The 21209-nt window shown below is 68.7% G+C and carries 16 protein-coding genes; 11 read left to right on the forward strand and 5 right to left on the reverse strand.

What is annotated here, in order from left to right; translation table 11 throughout:
• Window positions 1–110: 110 nt before the first annotated feature.
• Window positions 111–1502, forward strand: a complete 1392-nt coding sequence (locus GCU42_RS06380) for a DUF2171 domain-containing protein (RefSeq protein ID WP_114226754.1) — start codon at window positions 111–113, stop codon at window positions 1500–1502.
• 153 nt (window positions 1503–1655) lie between these two features.
• Window positions 1656–2648 carry an NADP-dependent oxidoreductase gene (locus tag GCU42_RS06385; RefSeq protein WP_114226755.1) on the forward strand — a complete coding sequence of 331 codons (993 nt, stop codon included), beginning with the start codon at window positions 1656–1658 and terminating at the stop codon, window positions 2646–2648.
• 39 nt (window positions 2649–2687) lie between these two features.
• On the opposite strand, the gene ypfJ is transcribed toward GCU42_RS06385, so the two are convergent.
• Window positions 2688–3590, reverse strand: a complete 903-nt coding sequence (gene ypfJ / locus GCU42_RS06390; RefSeq protein ID WP_114226756.1) for a KPN_02809 family neutral zinc metallopeptidase — start codon at window positions 3588–3590, stop codon at window positions 2688–2690.
• Window positions 3591–3691: 101 nt separating this feature from the next.
• Between ypfJ and GCU42_RS06395 the strand changes: the two genes are divergently transcribed.
• The 5 genes from GCU42_RS06395 to prsR all read left to right on the forward strand — a co-directional run bounded on the left by GCU42_RS06395 (window position 3692) and on the right by prsR (window position 10240).
• Complete coding sequence (locus tag GCU42_RS06395) at window positions 3692–4477, forward strand: 3-hydroxybutyrate dehydrogenase (protein WP_114226757.1); 786 nt, start codon at window positions 3692–3694, stop codon at window positions 4475–4477.
• An 83-nt stretch (window positions 4478–4560) separates the two neighbouring features.
• Window positions 4561–5181, forward strand: coding sequence for a DUF4893 domain-containing protein (locus GCU42_RS06400; protein WP_114227751.1), 621 nt, complete (start codon window positions 4561–4563; stop codon window positions 5179–5181).
• A 122-nt stretch (window positions 5182–5303) separates the two neighbouring features.
• Window positions 5304–6617 (forward strand): amidohydrolase, encoded by a 1314-nt coding sequence (locus GCU42_RS06405; RefSeq protein ID WP_114226758.1) that lies wholly within the window; start codon window positions 5304–5306, stop codon window positions 6615–6617.
• Between the two features lie 183 nt (window positions 6618–6800).
• A complete protein-coding gene (gene prsK / locus GCU42_RS06410) occupies window positions 6801–8864 on the forward strand; it encodes an XrtA/PEP-CTERM system histidine kinase PrsK (RefSeq protein WP_114226759.1) in 2064 nt (687 codons plus the stop codon).
• Complete coding sequence (prsR, locus tag GCU42_RS06415; RefSeq protein ID WP_114226760.1) at window positions 8861–10240, forward strand: PEP-CTERM-box response regulator transcription factor; 1380 nt, start codon at window positions 8861–8863, stop codon at window positions 10238–10240. Before prsK ends, prsR begins: the two co-directional genes overlap by 4 nt.
• 24 nt (window positions 10241–10264) lie before the next feature.
• On the opposite strand, the gene GCU42_RS06420 is transcribed toward prsR, so the two are convergent.
• Window positions 10265–11380 carry a phosphatase PAP2 family protein gene (locus tag GCU42_RS06420; RefSeq protein WP_162789153.1) on the reverse strand — a complete coding sequence of 372 codons (1116 nt, stop codon included), beginning with the start codon at window positions 11378–11380 and terminating at the stop codon, window positions 10265–10267.
• Window positions 11381–11549: 169 nt separating this feature from the next.
• Here GCU42_RS06420 and GCU42_RS06425 point away from each other — a divergent pair, with 169 nt between their 5' ends.
• A complete protein-coding gene (locus GCU42_RS06425) occupies window positions 11550–13367 on the forward strand; it encodes a DUF885 domain-containing protein (RefSeq protein WP_205214936.1) in 1818 nt (605 codons plus the stop codon).
• A gap of 5 nt (window positions 13368–13372) precedes the next feature.
• On the forward strand, window positions 13373–15151 hold the full coding sequence (locus GCU42_RS06430) for a DUF885 domain-containing protein (protein WP_114226761.1): 1779 nt from the start codon (window positions 13373–13375) through the stop codon (window positions 15149–15151).
• Here GCU42_RS06430 and GCU42_RS06435 read toward each other — a convergent pair.
• The 3 genes from GCU42_RS06435 to GCU42_RS06445 are packed head-to-tail and all read right to left on the reverse strand — an operon-like array spanning window position 15148 to window position 19624.
• The gene (locus GCU42_RS06435) at window positions 15148–15930 is read right to left on the reverse strand and encodes a transporter (RefSeq protein WP_114226762.1); all 783 of its coding nucleotides are present in this window, start codon (window positions 15928–15930) and stop codon (window positions 15148–15150) included. The two genes, GCU42_RS06430 and GCU42_RS06435, sit on opposite strands and share 4 nt — an antisense overlap.
• A 55-nt stretch (window positions 15931–15985) precedes the next feature.
• On the reverse strand, window positions 15986–17668 hold the full coding sequence (locus GCU42_RS06440; protein ID WP_114226763.1) for a DEAD/DEAH box helicase: 1683 nt from the start codon (window positions 17666–17668) through the stop codon (window positions 15986–15988).
• 48 nt (window positions 17669–17716) lie between these two features.
• On the reverse strand, window positions 17717–19624 hold the full coding sequence (locus tag GCU42_RS06445; RefSeq protein WP_114226764.1) for an ABC-F family ATP-binding cassette domain-containing protein: 1908 nt from the start codon (window positions 19622–19624) through the stop codon (window positions 17717–17719).
• A gap of 118 nt (window positions 19625–19742) precedes the next feature.
• Here GCU42_RS06445 and GCU42_RS06450 point away from each other — a divergent pair, with 118 nt between their 5' ends.
• Both GCU42_RS06450 and GCU42_RS06455 read left to right on the forward strand, forming a co-directional pair.
• Window positions 19743–20063 (forward strand): hypothetical protein, encoded by a 321-nt coding sequence (locus tag GCU42_RS06450; protein WP_114226765.1) that lies wholly within the window; start codon window positions 19743–19745, stop codon window positions 20061–20063.
• Between the two features lie 236 nt (window positions 20064–20299).
• Window positions 20300–20965 (forward strand): response regulator transcription factor, encoded by a 666-nt coding sequence (locus tag GCU42_RS06455; RefSeq protein ID WP_114226766.1) that lies wholly within the window; start codon window positions 20300–20302, stop codon window positions 20963–20965.
• Window positions 20966–21209 lie beyond the last annotated feature (244 nt).

Here is a 21209-nt window from a genome sequence, read left to right on the forward strand (position 1 = left end):
CTGCGAAGCCCGTATTCATCGGAACGCGGGGCACCTCCGCTCGTTAACCAAACCACATGCGGCGGGCATCCCCCTGCCCCGTCCGACATGCTCTCTTTGGAGGAGTTGCAATGGCTTACGACCGGTATGATCGTGGCAGCGGATATCGCGACGAAGATCGCTATTCGAGCCGCAACAGCATGAGTGGCGACCGCGATCGCGGTGGCGACAACCGCGGTTTCTGGGACCGTGCGCGCGACGAGGTGCAAAGCTGGTTCGGTGACGAAAGCTCGGGCGGCCGGCGTGACCGCGATGCCCGCATGGACCGCGACCGCTTCGGCAGCGACCGCAATGATCGCGGCGCCTTCTTCGGCAACGACCGCGACCGCGACGACCGTTCGGGCTTCGGCGGCCGGTCGAGCTACGGCCAGGGTCAAAGCGACTACCGCAGCCAATCTGGCCGCAGCGGCGACTATGCCCGCCAGGAACGCTCGCCGTGGGGCAGCACCAACTACAGCGAGGACGACCGCGCCGACCGCGGCCGCGACTATCCCTCGGCTTATGGCCAGCGCAGCGGCGGCTACTCGTCGTCGCAAGGGCAGAATTGGGACCGCGACCAGGATCGCTCGAGCCGTGGTTTCCAGAGCCAGGGCGGCGACCGCTACCAGCCGCTGACCGGCGACTATGGCCGCGGCAGCGACATGGGCCGCTCGGGCATGGGCAGCCAGGACTTCAGCCGCGAGCAGTACGGCCGCCAGGACTATAGCCAGGACCAGCGCAATGACCGCATGTTCGGCGGCGACCGCGACCGCGATGACGACCGCAGCCGCAACCGCGGCGGCTTCGTCGGCGCGGCAAGCGGGGCCGGCGCCTCGTTGCTCGGCCGCGGCTCGAGCCCGCACGACGACCATTATTCGAGCTGGCGCCAGCGTCAGATCGACGAGCTCGACAATGATTATCATGCCTATCGGCAGGAGCATCAGAGCCGGTTCGAGAATGAGTTCACGGGCTTCCGTCAGCAGCGCCAGACCAAGCGTGAGTTGCTCGGCCAGGTTCGCGAGCATTTCGAGGTCGTCGACCAGAGCGGTGAGCGCATCGGCACGGTCGACAAGGTCCGTGGTGACAAGGTCATCCTGACCAAGCACGACCCCGAAGCGAACGGCGTCCACCGCAGTTTCTCCTGCCAGCTGCTCGACAAGGTCGAAGGCAACAAGGTGACGCTGAACGGCACCAAGGACTCGCTCCGCAACCAGCTCCACGAAGAGCGTGGCGACGACCGCGGTTCGGGCGGCTTCCTCGGCGGGCTGTTCGGCAGCGACCGTGACGACCGCGACAATCGCGACCGCTCCAACCGCGACCGCGACGACCTCAACCGGCAGAACAGCATGACGGGCGCGACCGGCTCGACCGGCGCGGCGACCATGAGCGGTTCGACCGGCAGTACGGACAGCACCAGCGAGGGTCCTCACATCCTCGATCGGAGCTTTTCCGGCACCTATGACGACGGCAGCAAGAAGGCCTAACCCGCCTTCACGCTGACGGCGTGACAGGAAGGCCCGGTCGCCACGAGGCGGCCGGGCCTTTCTTTTGCCCTACGCTCGTCACCCCGGGCTTGACCCGGGGTCTGCCTGCCTTGCAAGCGAAGCGCGACGACGCCCCACGGAGGAGAGACGACGATGGCACGCGCATGGCAATTGAAGAGCCGGCCGACCGGCCTGCCGACGATGAACAATTTCCAGCTCGCCGAGGTCGCGCTTCCCGAACTCACCGACGGGATGGTCCATGTCCGCAACCGCTGGCTGTCGGTCGACCCCTACATGCGCGGGCGGATGAACGACGTGAAGAGCTACGTCCCCCCGTTCCAGATTGGTGAGCCGATGACCGGCGGCGCGGTCGGCGAGGTGGTCGAGAGCCGCGATCCCTCGCTCCAGCCGGGCGATCTGGTCGTGCACATGGCCGGCTGGCGCGACGAGGTGGTCGAGCCCGCCGCCAACTTCACCAAGCTGCCGGCGATCCCCGGCGTCGCGCCCGAAGCCTTCCTCGGCAATCTCGGGCTGACCGGCGGGACGGCCTATTGGGGCCTGCTCGATGCCGCGCAGGCCAAGGCCGGCGACATCGTCTTCGTCTCGGCGGCGGCGGGTGCGGTCGGCTCGGCGGTGGTCCAGATCGCCAAGGCCAAGGGCATGACCGTGATCGGCTCGGCCGGCGGCGCCGACAAGTGCGAGTTCGTGAAGTCCTTGGGCGCCGACGCGGTGGTCGATTACAAGTCGGGCACGCCGCTGGTGAAGGCGCTGGCCGAAGCCGCACCCAAGGGCATCGACGTCTATTTCGACAATGTCGGCGGCGAGCACCTCGACGCCGCTTTCGCCGCCGCCCGCCAGAATGCGCGCTTCGCCATCTGCGGGATGATTGACGGCTATAATTCGGGCGAGCCAGCGGCCTTCCGCTACATCATGCGGGTGATCGCGATGCGGATCATGATGAAGGGCTTCATCTATACCGACTATCTGGGCCGCAACCCCGAATTCTACGGCGAGATGGGGCCATGGGTCGCCGGCGGCCAGGTCAAGGGCCGCGAGACGGTGATGGACGGGCTCGAGGCCACCCCCGACGCCTTCCTCGGCCTGTTCAGTGGCAAGAACACCGGCAAGATGCTGGTCCGGCTCTGAGCCGGTAGCCCGCTCCGGTGGACCGGAGCGGGCATCTCCTCACCCCTGATTATACGTGCACTGGCTCGGATCGCCGGTCTCCAGCCCCTTACGCAGCGCGCCGACCCGCTGGGCCGAGGTGCCGTGGGTGAAAGTCTCGGGGCGGACGCGGCCACCGGCTTCCTGCTGCAGCGTGTCGTCGCCGATCGCCTGCGCGGCCTTGAGGCCCTCCTCGGCGTCACCCGCCTCGAGCACCTTCGTGCCGTCGGGGTTGGTCGCATTAGCCGCCCACACGCCGGCGTAGCAGTCGGCCTGCAGCTCGATCCCGACCTGCACCGCATTGCCCGCCGCCTCACTGCTGCTCGATTGCTGGGCGCTGGCTTTGTCGAGCAGGCCCTGGAGGTCCTGGACATGGTGCCCGACCTCGTGCGCGATGACATAGGCCTGGGCGAAATCGCCCGGCGCGCCGAACCGCTGCGACAGCTCGTTGAAGAAGCTCGGATCGATGTAGATCTGCTTGTCGGTCGGGCAGTAGAACGGCCCCATCGCCGACTGCGCCGCGCCGCAGCCCGACTGCGAATTGCTGCTGTAGGCGACCAGCGTCGTCGGCGTGTACCGCGACCCCGACTGCTGGAAGATCCGCCCCCACACCTGCTCGGTCGAGCCGAGAACCTTGGTCATGAACTGCTTCGTCGCGGGCGGCAGGCGCGAGGCCGCGGCGCTGCTGCCCTGCGTCTGCTGGGTCGGTGCGCTGCCGCCGCCAAGAATGCTGCCGCCCCCGCCAAGGCTCGACAGCGCGCAATAGCCGAGCGCCAGGATCAAGATGCCGACGATCCCGAACCGGCCGAGGATCATCGGCAGCAGGAAACCGAGGATTCCGCCTCCGCCACCGAGTGAGAAGCCGCCACCGCCCTGCCCGGTGCGGTCCTCGAAATTGCTGCTTTCCGGTCCGTCGAGACGCATGTCTTCTCCTGTCGCTCCGCGCCCTGAAATGCTTCGCGCACCGTAACGGTTGCAATGTTCCCGGCGGCACGCGACAGGCCGATCGACGAAAGGATAGCCGCATGCTGCTCAAGGACAAGGTTGCGCTGGTCACGGGGTCGACTTCGGGCATCGGGCTGGCGATCGCCCGGGCGCTTGCCGCCGAAGGCGCGCGGGTGATGCTCAACGGCTTCGGCGACAAGGCCGAGATCAAGACCCTGCGCGAGGAAATGGCCGAATTGAGCCACGACCTGTCCGGCTATTCGGACGCCGACCTTTCCAAGCCCGACGCGATCGATAAGATGATCGCCACCTGTACCAACGAGCTTGGCAGTCCGTCGATCCTCGTCAACAACGCCGGGGTCCAGCACGTTGCCCCGGTCGACGATTTCCCGCCGGAGAAGTGGAACCTGATCATGGCGGTCAATTTGAGCGCGGTGTTCCATACGACCCGGCTGTGCCTGCACTCGATGCGCCAGCGCGGCTGGGGCCGGATCATCAACACCGCCAGCGCCCACAGCCTGGTCGCGAGCCCCAACAAGGCGCCCTATGTCGCCTCCAAGCACGCCGTCGCCGGCTTCACCAAGGCGGTCGCGCTCGAAACCGCCAAGGACGGGATCACCGCCAACTGCATCTCGCCCGGCTACGTCTGGACGCCGCTGGTCGAGAACCAGATCCCCGACACGATGAAGGCCCGCGGCCTCACCCGCGAGCAGGTGATGAACGACGTCCTCCTCGCCGCCCAGCCGACCAAGCGCTTCGTCGAGCCGGTCGAGGTCGCCAGCCTCGCGCTCTTCCTCTGCCGCCCCGAGGCGGGCAGCATCACTGGCGCCAACCTGTCGATGGACGGCGGCTGGACCGCGCAGTGACCCAACCTCGTCATGGCGAGGCGTGCAGCGCGGCGGCGATCCCGTTTGACTTGGCCGCAATGGATTGCTTCGCTGCGCTCGCAATGACGATGAAACTGGCCCCGCTCGGCGCCCTCCTCGCGCTCACCGCTTGCCAGACGATGGCGCCCAACGCGGTCGTCCCCCAACGCACCGCCGACTGGCAGCGGGTGGTCACCCCCGCCGACCGCGGCCGGTTGCGCGACTGGCGCAGGGACTGGCTTCGCGGCCTGGACCAGGCGACCAAGGCGGGCCACGGCGCGGAGATCGCGCGCGAGGGCGTGCTGCTCCAGCCCGACGCGGCGCTCCCCGGCTCGACGCTCCCTAACGGCGACTATCGCTGCCGGACGATCAAACTCGGCGCCAAGAGCGCCGGGATGCTGCCCTACATCGCCTACCCCGCTTTCCGGTGCCGGGTGGGCAGCGACGGCCAGTTGCAGAGCCTAGCCAAGGTCAGCGGCTCGCAGCGGCCGGTCGGCGGGCTCTATCCGGCCGACCAGATGCGCTCGGTGTTCCTCGGCACGCTGGTGCTCGGCGACGAGCGGCGGGCGCTGGTATATGGCCAGGACCATGACCGCGACGTGGTCGGCTTCGTCGAGCGGATCGGCCCGCAGCGCTGGCGGCTGGTGATGCCCGCACCGACCTTCGAGAGCCTGACCGACGTGATGGAACTGGTGCCGGCGTAACTTTCAACGCGCGCCCGTCACCCTGAACTTGTCTCAGGGTCCAGTTCCTCACCCAAGACTCGGTTTGCGTTCGCGCATGGATGCTGAAACAAGCCTGTCCTGAGCAAGCCGAAGGGTTCCGCATGACAAAGTCCTTGGGCATTGCCCTCCTCGCCGCATCCCTCGCTGCCCCCGCCTCCGCCGCAACCCTGCGCGAGAGCATCGCCGGCGACATGCCGCAATTGCTGACCCTTTACCGCGACCTCCACGCCAATCCCGAGCTGTCGATGCAGGAGGTGCGCACATCGGCCAAGCTCGCCGGCGAAATGCGCAAGCTCGGCTTCCAGGTGACCGAGCATGTCGGCAAGACCGGCGTCGTCTCGGTCCTCCGCAACGGGCCGGGCCCAACCCTGCTCATCCGCTCCGACATGGACGCGCTGCCGGTGGTCGAGCAGACCGGCCTGCCCTTCGCCTCCAAGGTCCGCGCGACCGCCAATTCGGGCGTCGAGACCGGCGTCATGCACGCCTGCGGCCACGACACCCACATGACCGCCTTCCTCGGCACTGCCCGCCGCTTGATGGCGAGCAAGGCACAATGGAGCGGCACGCTGGTGATGATCCTCCAGCCGGGCGAGGAAACCAGCGAGGGCGCCAAGGCGATGCTCGCCGACGGCCTCTTCACCCGCTTTCCCAAGCCCGACGTCGAGCTCGCCTTCCACGACAGCGCGAGCCTGCCGGCCGGGACGATCGGGGTCGCCGGCGGCTACGTCATGGCCAATGTCGACAGCGTCGATGTGCTGGTGAAGGGCGTCGGCAGCCACGGCGCCGCCCCGCAGAACAGCCGCGACCCGATCGTTCTCGCCAGCCGGATCGTCGGCAGCCTGCAGACCCTCGTCAGCCGCGAGCGCAATCCGCTCGATCCCGCGGTGGTCACCGTCGGCAGCTTCCACGCCGGCGCCACCCACAACATCATCCCCGACGAGGCGCGGCTGCAGATCACGGTGCGCAGCTACACGCCCGAGGTCCGCAAGAGCCTGCTCGACGGCATCGCCCGCGTAGCCCGCGGTGAGGCGATCGCCGCCGGGATGCCCGACGACCGGATGCCGGTGGTGACGGTCGAGGACCGCTCGACCCCCTCGACCTTCAACACGCAAGACCTGGCGACCCACACCGCCGCGCTGTTCACGCAAACCTTCGGCGCCGACCGGGTGAAGAGCGTCCCCCCGGCGATGGTCGGCGAGGATTTCGGCCGTTACTGGCTCGCCGATCAGAGCAAGCAGAGCCTGATCTTCTGGGTCGGCGGGGTGCCCAAGGAGAAGTGGGCCGCGGCCGGCGGCGACACCACCAAGCTGCCGAGCCTCCACTCGCCCTACTGGGCGCCCGACGCGCCAGCTGTCATCGGCACCGCGATCGAGGCGATGACGGTCGCCGCGCAAGACGTGCTGAAAAAGGCCTGATCTCCTCCCCGGGACGGGGAGGGGACCATGCGAAGCATGGTGGAGGGGCTTGCGCGGCTACGGACCCCCTCCACGCTCCGCGCCACCGTCCCCGTCCCCGTCCCAGGGAGGAAACGCCCCATCTTCACCCTTCCTTTGTAAATTTCTCCGACAGTGCCGCTCCATGTCGGTGGAGCTGACACTGTGAATGCGTTGCTGCTCTTCTGGAGCCATGCGCTGGCGGCGATCCTGTTCGCGACGCTGCTCGTCTGGCAGCTGCGCGAAGGGGTGCGCAGCAGCGTCCAGAAAAATCTCCTCGGCGCGCTGCTGCTGACCTGCCTGTGGGCGTGGCTGACCGCGATCGACCCGCACAGCCTGCTCGCCGCGCACGCCGAGACCGCCCGCAACCTGATGTGGGTCAGCCTGCTCCACGCGCTCGCCAGCAGCGGGCGCGAGAGCGGGCGCCAGCTCCACGGCGTCGGCTGGGTCTATGCCGCGGTGGCGGCGGTCATCGCGCTGCAGTTCATCACCGACCAGCTCATCTTCGCCGATCCCGCCCGCATGGTCCTTCTCGGCCGCATCGGCACCATGCTGCGCGCGGTCGCCGCCTCGGGCGCGCTGCTGCTGGTCCACAACCTCTACGGCCAGGCCTCACCGACCAGCCGCTCGTCGATCCGCCTGCTGATGCTCGGGCTCGGCGCGATCTGGCTCTACGACCTCAACCTCTACACGCTCATCTACTGGCGTACGAACCCCGCCGACGAGGCCTTCGCCGCGCGCGGGCTGATGGTGGCGTTGGTCACGCCCCTGTTCGCCTTGGGCGGTCAGCAGCTCGATGGCTGGCGGCTACGGCTGTCGCGCGCAGCGACCTTCCAGTCCCTGGGCCTGGTCGCGGTCTGCTCCTACTTCGCGGTGATGGCGGTGCTCGCCACCGCGCTGCGCGGGTCCGACTGGGGCATCGCCAAGTCGGCAGCGCTGCTGCTGCTCGCGCTGATGACCGTCGCCGCGGTGGCGATCCTGCCGTCCGCCCGCCTGCGCGGCTGGTTCAAGGTCGTCGCCGCCAAGCATTTGTTCGAGCATCGCTACGATTATCGCACCGAATGGCTGCGCGTCGCCGACACGCTCGGCCGCAGCGGCCCGCACGCGCCGCCGCTCCCCGAGCGCGTCATCCAGGCGCTGGCCGAGATCGTCGAGGCGCCCGGCGGCCTATTGCTCACCAATGACGAGGGCGGGATCGGCTGGACCGGCCAGTGGAACTGGCTCGGCCGCCTGCCGACCAGCACCGGCAGCGACGTGCTGGCGGCCCTGTGGGACCAGCTCAGCAGCGGCCGGGTGATCGAGCTCGATCGCGGCGCGGTGACGCGCGGCTCGGCCGCCGACCGCGCGCTCGCCCCGCCCGCCGACTGGCTGATCGACGAGCGGCTGTGGGCCGGCATTCCCCTGGTCCATCAGGAGCGGGTGGTCGGCCTCGTCCTGCTCGCCCCGCCCCCGGTCCGTCGCATACTCGACTGGGAGGATTTCGACCTCCTCCGCACCGCCGCGCGGCAGGCCGCCTCGGCGCTCGCCGAAAGCGTCGGCCAGCGGGCGCTCACCACCGCGCGCGCCTTCGAGGATTTCAACCGCCGCTTCGCCTTCATCCTCCACGACGTGAAGAATCTCGTCAGCCAGCTCTCGCTGCTCACCCGCAATGCCGAGCGGCACGCCGACAACCCCGATTTCCGCGCCGACATGATCGCCACCCTGAAGAGTTCGGTCGGGAAGATGAACGACCTCCTCGTCAAGCTTTCTCCGGCGAGCGCGCCGGGCGGCACCCCCGCGCCGGTCCCCTTCGCCTTGCGCGGCGTGCTCGCCGCCGCGGTGGCGGGCAAGCAAGGCCGCCATCCGGTGCGGCTGCTCGGCCCCACCGGCCTCGTCGTGCGCGGCGATCCGGGCGGCCTCGAGCAGGCGGTCGGCCATCTGCTCCAGAACGCCCTCGACGCCAGCCCCGAGCACGAGCCGGTCACCGTCCACACCGCCCAGTTCGACGACCAGGTGGCGATCGAGATCATCGACCGCGGCACCGGGATGGACCCCGAATTCATCCGCCAGCGCCTCTTCCAGCCCTTCGCCTCGACCAAGCCCGGCGGCTTCGGCATCGGCGCCTACGAGGCGCGCGCGCTGGTCACCGCGATGGGCGGCAGCCTCGCAGTCGAGAGCCGCCCCGGCCACGGCAGCCGCTTCACCATCCTCCTCCCCCACCTCGCCCAGCCCGAAAGCCTCAGCGCATGACCGAGCCCGCCCCCGACCTGCCCGTGCTGCTGATCGTCGAGGACGACGAGGGCCTCCAGCGCCAGCTGAAATGGGCCTACGACGGCTATCGCGTGGTCGCCGCGCACAACCGCGCCGAAGCGATCGAGATGCTGCGGCTGCACGAGCCGGCGGTGGCTACGCTCGATCTCGGCCTGCCGCCCGATCCCGACGGCACCAGCGAAGGTTTCGCCTGCCTGTCCGAGATCCTCGCCCTCAAGCCCGACGCCAAGGTGATCGTCGCCTCGGGCCACGGCGCGCGCGAAAGTGCATTGAAGGCGATCGCGCTCGGCGCCTACGATTTCTACCGCAAGCCGGTCGACATCGACGACCTCGGCCTGATCGTCAGCCGCGCCTTCCAGCTCCACGAGCTCGAGGAAGAGAACCGTCGCCTCGCCGACAGCCTCGACGGCGGCGCCACCGTGCTCGGCTCGATCATCTCCGCCGCGCCCGAAATGCTGAGCGTCGCCCGCACCATCGAGCGGGTGGCGAGTGCCGACGTCTCGGTGATGCTGCTCGGCGCCAGCGGGACCGGCAAGGAATTGCTCGCTCGCGCGGTCCACGAGAAGAGCCGCCGCGCCAAGGCCGGCTTCGTCGCGATCAACTGCGCGGCTATCCCCGAGAACCTCCTCGAGGCCGAGCTGTTCGGCTACGAGCGCGGGGCCTTCACCGGAGCGGTCAAGACCACCCCGGGCAAGATCGAATTGGCGCAGGGCGGCACCCTCTTCCTCGACGAGATCGGCGATGTGCCCTTGCCCCTCCAGGTCAAGCTGCTGCGCTTCCTCCAGGAACGGGTGATCGAGCGGGTCGGCGGCCGCGCCCCGATCCCGGTCGACACAAGGATCGTCAGCGCGACCCACCAGGACCTAGACGCGATGACCGCCGATGGCCGCTTCCGCGAAGACCTTTACTACCGCCTCGCCGAGATCGTCGTCCGCATCCCCAGCCTCAAGGAGCGGACTGGGGACTCGGTGCTGCTTGCCCGCCACTTCGTCCAGCGTTTCGCGCGCGAGCTCGGGCGGCCGGTGACGTCGCTATCCGACGATGCCGCCGCGGCGATCGACGCGCACGGCTGGCCGGGCAACGTCCGCGAGCTCGAGAACCGGCTGAAGCGCGCGGTGATCATGGCCGAGGGCAAGCAGGTCACCGCCGCCGACCTCGACCTCGGCGCCAAGGCCACCGACCTTGACGGACCGGGAGCGATCAACCTGCGCGCCGCGCGCGAAGCCGCCGACCGCAAGGCGATCCGCCAGGCGCTGACCCGAACCGAGAACAACATCTCGGGCGCGGCCAAGCTGCTCGGGATCAGCCGTCCGACGCTCTACGATCTGTTGAAGCAATATCGCCTGACCGCCTGACGCGACTTGGCAGGCGCGACCAGCTCAGGCGGCGAGCCGTGCCCCATTGTTGACGACGAGGCTGAGCTGCGGCTCCGCGGTCGCCGGTCCGCTCACCGCTTGCTCATAGCCGGTCGCCCGGAGGAACCAGCCGCTCGTCCACCAGATGCAGTACATCGACGACCAGGCGATGATGCCGTCTGCGGTATAGTGCCAGCCAAGGTGAACCGAGGCGACCATGATCAGCCCCGCGAAGGTCCACGCCACCGCCCGCAGCCGCCAGCCGAGCCCGCCGACCGCCAGCGCGTAGAGGATCGCCACCGCATTGTGCATCGAGGGCATCGCCGAGATGCCGTTGCCGAAGCCGAACTCGTTGCTCTGATAGGCCTGCCAGAGGTGATCCTGGAAGTAGATCGACGACAGGTGGTAGCTCGTCTGGTCGATCGTATGCAGCCGCTGCATCAATTCGACATAGCGGACCGCCGTCTCGGTATGGAGATGGGCGGCGAAGCACGGCCCGGCCGAACTGAAATAATAGGCGCCGACCACCCCGATCAGGATGAAGCCGAAGCCGAAGCTCAGGAAGAAGCGCGCGCGCAGCAGCGGCGGCGCGACCAGCGCCACCACCGGGGTCACCAGGAACAGCAGCGGCACCCAAGCGGCATAAAGCCGGTCGAGCGCCATCGTTGCGAAGGGCGAGCCGAACAGCGCGTGGGTCAACCGCCACGGCGAATGGTTGAAGAACATGTGGTAGCCGATCCGCGCGAACGTATCGTCCCAGCTGAACGGATTGTAGATCGGAATGAGCTGCTTGAGCGTCCCGAACGCGCCCAGCAGCAGCGGCATCAACAGGACCGGCGCGAACGCCGCGGCGACGCTGCCGCGCCGTTCGAAGCGCTTGCCGAAATAGTTGCCGAACGTCTGCATCGGCAGCTGGTCGCCGCCGATCACCAGCATCAGGACGCCGATCGAGGCGCCGCCGATCAGCAGCACAGGGGCGAGCAGGAAAATCCGGCTGATGTAGAGATAATAGACCTGAATGGCGTCGATCCCGGCGCCCTGCCCGAGGACGAACGCCAGCGCGGTGCAAAAGAAGGTGAGGCCGAACAGCGCCGACAGCCAGATGACGTCGGGCGGACCGTGCGCGGTTCGCGTCGCCAATTTCCCTGCCCCCTGCGCCAATCTCATGCCGCGGTTGTGCTGGAACAGGGTTAAGAATCGGTTGCAATCGGACCGTAAGGTCGGATTTCCGCCGTTCATCGAGCGGGGCTTGTCCCGGGGTGAAGCCCCGCTACGCTCCCTGCCGAACAGAATAGGGGAGTATCTGCAAGTGGACCGTCGCAGCTTTCTGACCACCGCCGGAGCGGTCACCGCAACCGCCGTTTTGAGCGCGCCCGAGCAGGCCGCCGCCGCGGTCGCCGGCAACGATGCCAAGATCGATACGCTGTTCCAGCAGATCTTCGACGAGCGGATCAGGGAATCGCCCGCCTTCGCCACCGCGCTCGGGCTCGACAAGGGCGCCAACGCCAAGCTGCGCACGACCTTTGACCCCGAACCCGCGCAGCAGGCGCGCGCCAAGGAAGTCGCGCGGACCCGCCGCTGGCAGGCCGAAGTGCAGGCGATCCCCGCCGCCAGCCTCAGCCAGGCCGCACAGCTCAACCGCGAGATTGTCCTCTACGGATTCGAGCGCAATCTCCTCGCCCCGACCCGCTTCGACCTCGACAGCGTGCAGAGCCCCTATCTCATCACCCAGCAGGACGGCGCCTACTTCCAGATCCCCGACTTCCTCAACAGCCAGCACCCGGTCGAGACCCGCGCCGACGCCGAGGCCTATCTCTCGCGCCTCGGTGAATTCGGGCAAATCCTCGACTACGAAAGCGCCGAGCAGAAGCGCCAGGCCGCCAAGGGCCGGGTCGCGCCGGGCTGGTCGCTCGACCTCGCGCTCGGGCAGATGCGCAAGCTGCGCAGCCCGGCGCCGGCCGACAGCGGCATGGTCCATTCACTCGCCGACCGCGCCAAGGCCAAGGGTATCGCCGGCGACTGGTCGGCCCGCGCCGCGAAGATTGTCGAGACCAGCGTCTATCCCGCTCTCGACCGCCAGATCGCGCTGGTCGAGCAATTGCGGCGGACCACACAGCCGGGCGACGGCGCGCGGCGCATCCCCAACGGCGACGCCATCTACGCCGCGGCGCTGGCCGAAGCGACGACCACCACCATGACCCCCGACGAGGTCCACAAGCTCGGCCTGTCACAGGTCGCCGAATATACCGGCCTGCTCGACGGCCTGCTCAAACAGGCGGGCTACACCCAGGGCACCGTCGGTGAGCGGCTGGCCGCGCTCAACAAGGATCCCAAGCAGCTCTATCCCGAGACCGACGCCGGCCGCACCCAGCTCATCGCCGATCTGAACGCGGGCGTGAAGGCGATGACCGCGCGGCTCCCCCGCGCCTTCGCGACCCTCCCCGCCCAGCCGCTCGAGATCCGCCGCGTGCCGGTCGACATCCAGGACGGCGCCCCCAACGGCTATTACAACAGCGCCTCGCTCGATGGCTCGCGCCCGGCGATCTACTGGATCAACTTGAAGTCCACCGGCGACTGGCCGCGCTATTCGCTGCCCAGCCTCACCTATCACGAAGGCGTTCCGGGGCATCACCTCCAGATCAGCCTGGCGCAGGCGTCCAAGGACATCCCGATGCTGCGCAAGATCAGTTTCTTCAATTCGTACGTCGAAGGCTGGGCGCTCTATGCCGAGCAATTGTCGGACGAGATCGGCGGCTACACCGGGATCGAGCGAGCGGGCTATCTGCAGAGCTTCCTGTTCCGCTCGGCCCGCCTCGTCGTCGACACCGGCCTCAACCACCTCGGCTGGAGCCGCGAACATGCGGTCGATTATATGACCGCCACCACCGGCTTCCCCCGCCCGCGTGTCCAGCGCGAGGTCGAGCGCTATTGCGCCTCGATCGGCCAGGCCTGCAGCTACAAGATCGGTCACCTCGCCTGGCTCCGCGCCCGCGAGGCCGCCAAAGCCCAGCTCGGCGCCAAGTTCGACATCAAGCAGTTCCACGAAGTGCTCAAGGACGGCGCCATGCCGCTGACCATCCTCGAGCGACGGGTGCGCGAGCGCGCCGCGGCGCAGGCCCGGGCGTGAGCGCGATGCGGTCTCTCATCGCTGCCCTCGCGCTCGGTGTCGCCGGTATCGGGCTGGTCGGCCCGGCGGCGGGCGCCCCGCCCCGCGCCGCCCGGGTCAGCGAGGACGCGCGCTTCCAGGCGTTCAGCGACCGCGTGGTCGACCAGTTTCTTCGCCTGAACCCGATCTACGCGACCACCCTCGGCGACCATCGCTTCGACGGCCAGTTGACCGACGTGTCGGCCGCCGGCCGCCTCGCCCAGCGCCGCTTCGCCGACCAGGCCAAGGTCGAGCTCGCCCGCTTCGACACTGCCCGTCTCAGCCGCGAGCATCAGGTCGACGCCATCCTGCTGCGCGACCAGCTCGACTACACTATCTTCAGCGACGCGCGGCTGCAGGACTGGGCATGGGACCCGCTGACCTACACCGGCCCGATCGGCACCGCGCTGTTCGGCCTCTCCTCGCGCGAGTTCGCCCCGCTGCCGGTGCGCTTGCGCGCCGCGACGCAGCGGCTCGAGGCGCTGCCACGCTTCCTCCAGCAGATGCGCGAAGCATTCGTGCCGGCACGCGTCCCTAAGATCCATGCCGAGACCGCCGCCAAGCAGAATGGCGGGCTCACCAGCCTGATCGACGACATCGTCAAGCAGCAGGCCGCCCTCCCCGCCGCCGAGCGCGCGCGGCTGGTGCGCGCCGGCGCGGCGGCGAAAGCCGCCGTCGCGCAGCAGCAGGTCTGGCTCGACAAGACGCTCGTCCCGCAGGCGCGCGGCAACGAGCGGATCGGCGTTGCGCTCTACGACGAGAAATTGCGCCTCGCGCTCAACTCGACACTCAGCCGGCAGGACATCCGCGCCCGCGCCGAGGCCGAGATCACCCGCCTCCGCGCCGAGATGTACACCGTCGCCGCAGGCATGCTGCGCGGAAAAGCCGGCGCGCCACCGACCCCCGCCAACCCGAGCTCCGATCAGCAGCAAGCCGTGATCGAGGCCGGGCTCGCCATCGTCACCGCCGACGTGCCGGCCAAGGACCAGGTCATCCCCTTCACCAAGGGCACGCTTACGGAGGCGATCGCCTTCGCCAAGGCAAAGAACATCATCAGCTTCCCGACGCAGAGCTTCAACGTCATCGAGATGCCCGAATATGCGCGCGGCGTCGCGGCGGCCTATGCCGACATGCCCGGCGCGTTCGAAAAGGATCAGCGCGGCTACTACGCGGTGACCCCGATCCCGCCCGACTGGACGCCGCAACAGTCCGCCTCTTTCCTGCGCGAATATAACAAGTGGACGCTGCACGAGCTGACCTTGCACGAGGGCGTGCCCGGCCACCTCCTTCAGCTCGCCCACGCCAATCTCTACAAGTCGCGGCTGCGCGCGCTGCTCCAGTCGGGCTCGATGATCGAGGGCTGGGCTTGCTACGGGCAGGATGTGATGGCCGAGGCGGGCTTCCTCAATCGCGACCCGCGCTACCTCCTCGCCCACTACAAGTTCGCGATGCGGCCGCCGGTCAATGCGATCCTCGACCAGGATTTCCACACCGGCAACCTCACTCGCGAGGCGGCGATGCGGCTGATGACGCGCACCGCCTTCCAGGAAGAGCGCGAGGCCGCCGGCAAGTGGGTGCGGATGCAGCTGTCGAGCGCGCAATTGCCGACCTACTGGGTCGGCTATTCGGAGTGGAAGGACTTCCGCGCCGCGGCCGAGCGACGCCCGGGTTTCAACCTCAAGCGCTTCCATGACTCGGCCTTGAGCCACGGCTCCCCGCCGGTGCGCTTCATCCGCCAGCTGACCTTCGGCGAGCCGATCCGCTAGAAGCGGACGGCGACGCCGCTGATCAGCGTCAGGTCGGGCGACGAGCGCGCGAAGCCCGTGTCGACCTCGACGTCGAGCTGGACCTTTTTGCTGGCCTGATAAGCCGCGGCGAGCCCCAGTTGCGCCTCGCGCTTGTGATCGTCGCCGTCGCGCTCGCGCGCGACCAAGGCGTCGAGCCCGAGGTTCAACTTGTCCGACACCGCATAAGCGATCTCGCTCGCCAGCGCCCCCCGCCAGTGATGGCCGGGGCCGTCGCTGTCGGGGTTGCGCTCGCCCTCGGGCGTCAGCGTCCAAGACCACTTCTTGCTGAGATTACCGGTCAGCGACACCAAAATCCCCTCCGACACCCGCCCCTGCGTGAAGTCGCGCGACCCCGTCGGCAGGGTAACGAACGGCAGCGCCGTCACCACCACCTTGGCGTCGGCGGCAGTCAGCCGACGCTTGATCCCGACGGTGAGGTCCCCGGCGCCGTGCGTGCGGTCGGTGACGCCATCGCTGGTCAGCTTCGACCGCAGCAGCGGCGCAAACGCAAAATTGACCTCGGTCGCTTGGTCGAGCCCGATCCTGAGCTCTGCCGGCAACCACGACCAGTCGTGCTCGGTCCCATCGCTGTTGTGCATCCGACTATATTCGCCGAGCGAGAACTCGACCTGCACATGCCCGCCCGGCACCACGCAGGTGCCGGTGGCGAGGCCGGGCCGATCGGCGCAGAAATCGTCATCTCCCGCCCACGCAGGCGTGGCGGAAGCGAGCAGGAGAATGAGCAGCGCCGTCTTCATGCGCCACCTGTTATGCCGAAACGGAGCCTTCGCGAAGTGAACTCAAGCGACCGGCTCAGCGCCCTGCCCGCGCCGGACGCGGAGTGCGGATCGGCCGGCCCTTGTGGCGCGGCGGTCCGACCGGCCGCGCCGCCGCCTCGACATCGCGCGGCGGGGCGACCTCGATCACCATTCCCTCGTCCTCGGGCGCGACCGGGGTGCGCTTCAGGGCCTTGACGAAGCCCGGGACGCTGCGCGCCGCGATCTCGAAATAGCTTTCGTTCTGCGCGACGCGGATCGCCCCAATGTCCTGTCGGCCGACATGGCCGTAGCGGCAGATCAGCGGCAGCAGCCAGCGCGGGTCGGCATTGTGGCGCCGCCCGGCATTGATCCGGAACCAGGTCGAGCCTTCGAAGCCGGCGCGGTTGGGCGACTCGCCCCGCTCCGCCGGGTCGCTCGACAGGATATCCTCGGGCGCGGGCAGCTCGGTCCGCAGCGTCCGCACCAGCGCGGTGGCGATCGCCTCGGGGCTCAATTCGGCCATCAGCGTCGCCGCCAGCGCCTGATCCTCCTCGTCGACCTCGGCCGGCGCGCGCAGCCGCTCGAGCAGCCGCTCGCGATCCTTGACCCGGATGTCCTCCGCGGTCGGCGCCACGATCCACTCGGCCTTGATGCTGGCATTGCGCAGCATGACCTCGACCTGGCGGCGACGGCGGTAAGGCACGATCAGCACCGCCACTCCCTTGCGGCCGGCGCGCCCGGTCCGGCCCGAGCGGTGCTGCAACGCCTCGGCATCGCGCGGCAATTCAACGTGGATAACCAGGGTCACCGTCGGCAAATCGATCCCGCGCGCGGCGACGTCGGTCGCGACCAGGACGCGCGCGCGTCCGTCGCGCAGCGATTGCAGCGCATTGTTGCGCTCGTTCTGGCTGTGCTCGCCCGACAGTGCCACCGCCTGGAAGCCGCGCTCGGTCAGGCTGGCGTGGAGCCGCCGCACGGCGTCACGCGTCGCGCAGAACAGGATCGCGGTCTCGGCTTCGTGCAGCCGGAGCAGGTTGACGACGACATGCTCGATGTCGGTCGGCGAGGTGGTCACCGCCTGGTAGGCGATGTCGGCATGCGCCTCGCGCTCGCCCATCGTCTCGATCCGCAGCGCGTCCTTCTGGTAGCGCTTGGCGAGCGCGACGATGGGGCGCGGCATGGTCGCCGAGAACAGCAAAGTGCGCCGCTCGGCTGGGGTCGCGTCGAGAATTTCCTCGAGCTCCTCGCGAAAGCCCATGTCGAGCATCTCGTCGGCCTCGTCGAGCACCACCGCGCGGAGCGCCGACAGGTCGAGCGCACCGCGCTCAAGGTGATCACGAAGGCGACCAGGCGTCCCGACCACGATATGCGCCCCGCCCTGCAGCGCACGGCGCTCGCGCATCGGGTCCATCCCGCCGACGCAGGTCACCACCCGCGCCCCGGTCTCGGCATAGAGCCACTCGAGCTCCTTCGACACCTGCAGCGCGAGCTCGCGGGTCGGCGCAATGCACAGCGCCAGCGGCTCGCGCGTCCACGGCGCCTTGTCGACCTCGATCAGCTGGTCGGCGATAGCGAGCCCGAAGGCGACGGTCTTGCCCGACCCGGTCTTGGCCGAGACGATGAGGTCGCGGCCCTTGGCCTCGGGCTGGATGACCGCGTCCTGGACGGCAGTCAGCGTGTCATACCCACGCGCGGCGAGAGCCGCGGCGAGCACGGGATGAGCTTGATCATGTTGCATGTGCGAACGCCTTAGCGCGAAACCGGCACGAATGACAGTGAAAGCAGGTTAAGAGAGCGCTTCGGCCATTTCCGCGACCTCGAGCCAGCGCAATTCGGCGGCTTCCTTGTCCGCGCGCAGCTTGGCCGTCTGGTCCATCAGCGCCTGGAAGCGCTTCGGATCACGGGTGTAGAGGTCGGGGTCGGCCAGCGCGGCTTCGGCAGTGGCGATCTTCGCCTCGATCGCCTCGATCTCGCCGGGCAGCCGGTCGAGGTCGCGCTGGTCCTTGTAGCTCAGTTTCTTCGCCGGCGCGGCGGGCGCGGCCGCTGCAGCCGGCGCCGGGCTCTTCGGCTTGGGCTGCGGCCGTGCCGCCTCGCCCCGCCGCCGCGCCCAATCGTCATAGCCGCCCGCGACGATGTCGACCTTGCCCGACCCGTCGAGCCCGAGCGTCACCGTCACCGTCCGGTCGAGGAAGTCGCGGTCGTGGCTGACGATCAGCACCGTCCCGTCATAGTCGGCGATCACCTCCTGCAGGAGGTCGAGCGTTTCGAGGTCGAGGTCGTTGGTCGGCTCGTCGAGGACCAGCAGGTTCGACGCCCGCGCGAACTCGCGCGCCAGCAGCAGCCGCGACCGCTCGCCGCCCGACAGGCTCGCGACCGGCGCCTCGGTCATCTCGGGGTTGAACAGATATTCCTTGAGGTAGCCCTTGATGTGCTTCTTGGTCCCGCGGACGTCGATCCAGTCACCGCCCTCGGCGAGCACGTCGCGGACCCTTTTCTCGGGGCTCATCAATTTGCGCTGCTGGTCGATCACGATCCCCGACAGCGTCCGCGCCAGCGTGACCTTCCCCTCGTCAGGAGCCATTTCGCCGGTCAGCAGCTTCAAGAGCGTGGTCTTGCCCGTCCCATTCGCCCCGACCACCCCGATCCGGTCGCCCCGCTGAATCCGCAGAGAAAAGTCGCGAATGACCACGCGCCGCTCCGCGCCCCCCTCCCGCTCGTCCTGAGCGGAGCGAAGCGTAGTCGAAGGGCGTTCCGCGGTACGCCCTTCGACTTCGGCCTCCGGCCGCCGCTCAGGACGAGCGGTGGTGGGATCAGTATCGAACCACTTCCACACCTTGTCGGCCTCGATCACCGACTTGGTCTTGGTGTCGTCCCGCGCCAGCCCGAGCTTCGCCGCCCCCGCCGGCCCGAGCATCGCCGCGCGTGCGGCCCGCATCTCGCCGAGCTTCGCCAGCCGCCCCTGGTTGCGCCGCCGCCGCGCGGTCACCCCGCGCTGGAGCCAGTGCAGCTCGATCGCCAGCTTGGCGTCCAATTTCTCGGCCGCCCGCTCCTCCTCGGCATAGACCTTCTCGGTCCACGCATCGAACCCGCCGAAGCCGATCTCGGCGCGGCGAATCTGCCCGCGGTCGAGCCACAGGCAGCTCTTGGTCAGCCGGGTGAGGAATGTCCGGTCGTGGCTGATCACCACGAACGCCCCGGTGAAGCGGCCGAGCCAATCCTCGAGCCAGTCGATAGCCGCGAGGTCGAGATGGTTGGTCGGCTCGTCGAGCAGCAGCACGTCGGGCTCCTGCGCCAGCGCTCGCACGATCGCCGCGCGCCGCCGTTCGCCCCCGCTGGCGGTCGCGGTCGAACGGGTGAGGTCGATCCCGAGCTGGTCGGCAATCGCCGCCGCCGCATGCGCCGGCGGCGCGTCGGCCCCGGCCAGCACCCACTCCTCAAGGCTAGCATGGCCGGTCATCACCGGGTCCTGCTCGAGCAGCACGACCCGCGTCCCCGGCACGATCGTCCGCCGCCCCTCGTCGGTGTCGATTGCGCCCGCGAGGCATTTGAGCAGCGTCGTCTTGCCCGCCCCGTTGCGCCCGATCAGCGCCAGCCGGTCGCGCGGCCCGACATAGATGTCGAGCTTGCGGAACAGCCAGCCGTCGCCCTGGACGAGGCCGAGGTCTTCGAACGACAGGATGGGAGGAGCGGCCATGGCGGCGGCCTTTACCCAGCCCGTCGTCCCGCGTCACCCGTGTCGGTGGACTTTGCTGACAGTGCTGTTCACAACCTATTCAATGGCTTCTGGTAGGACCGCCCTCACGAGATTCGCCATGCGCCAGTTCCGCTTCCTCCTCGCCGCGCTCGCCGCCGGCCTTGTCGCCAGCCCGGTGCTGGCTGACCCGCCCCAGCCGCGTCCCGGTCACGAGCGCGGCGGCCGCGACCAAGACCGCGTGTTCGAGGCCTATCGCGAAGGCCGCTCGATGCCGCTGCCGTCGATTGAGCGGCGGGTGATGCCGTTCATGGGCGGCGCCGACTATCTCGGCCCCGAATTCAACGGCGACACTTATCGCCTCAAGTTCATGCGCGGCGGCCGCGTCATCTGGGTCGACGTCGACGCTCAGACCGGCCGCATCATCGGCCGCTCGCGCTAGAGCCTCCCTGCGGCGCAGCCGTGGGGAGGGGGACCGTCCGCCGAAGGCGGATGGTGGAGGGGCCAGCGGCGCCGTTGCAGGCCCCTCCGTCAGCCGCCTGCGGCGACTGCCACCTCCCCATCCGAGCTGCGCTCGCACAGGGAGGTTCCCCACCCCCATTCATTCCGTCTAAGCAACCGTTCAGCTTGGCACGGGTTAGACGCGCCAAAGGCCTAAGGACGTAAGGACCAGAGCTCATGCGCGTGTTGATCGTCGAGGACGAACCCAATCTGGGGCGGCAGCTCCGCTCGACGTTGGAGGGCGCCGGCTATGCTGTCGACCTCGCCACCGACGGCGAGGACGGCCATTATCTCGGCCAGACCGAGAATTACGACGCGGTGGTGCTCGACCTCGGCCTCCCCGAGGTCGACGGGCTGACCGTGCTCGACCGCTGGCGCAAGGAAGGCAAGAAGATGCCCGTCCTCGTGCTGACCGCGCGCGACAGCTGGTCGGACAAGGTCGCCGGCCTCGACGCCGGCGCCGACGACTATCTCGCCAAGCCATTCCAGACCGAGGAGCTGATCGCCCGCCTGCGCGCGCTCATCCGCCGCTCCTCGGGCAATGCCTCGAGCGAGCTCATCGCCGGCGACATCCGCCTCGACACCCGCTCGGGCAAGGTCACCAAGGCCGGCGAGCCGGTGAAGCTCACTGCGCAGGAGTATAAGCTCCTCTCCTACCTGCTCCACCACAAGGGCAAGGTGGTCAGCCGGACCGAGCTCATCGAGCATATCTACGACCAGGACTTCGACCGCGATTCGAACACGATCGAGGTGTTCGTCACCCGCATCCGCAAGAAGCTCGGCCCCGACGTCATCACCACCATCCGCGGCCTCGGCTACAGCCTGGAGGAGCCCGCGGCGTGACAATGGCACCGCTGCAGCTGCGCGCGGTCAACGCGGCGCTGCTGCGGCTGGTCATCGGACTGGTCGGAATTCTGTTCGCTTTGTTCCTTCATCGAGCCGGTGTCGGTAATTCAAGCGGCTTCGACCTTGCCGGAACCGTTGCGGCCGTCGGCGGCGTCGGCATCGGCAATGGGCTTGAGCGTCTGTGGCGCGGCCGCCGGAAGCTGGTGGCTGAGAAGCCCGACAATCTTGCCGGACAACATCA

The organism is Sphingomonas ginsengisoli An et al. 2013, assembly GCF_009363895.1.
GTDB classification, from domain to species: domain Bacteria; phylum Pseudomonadota; class Alphaproteobacteria; order Sphingomonadales; family Sphingomonadaceae; genus Sphingomicrobium; species Sphingomicrobium ginsengisoli.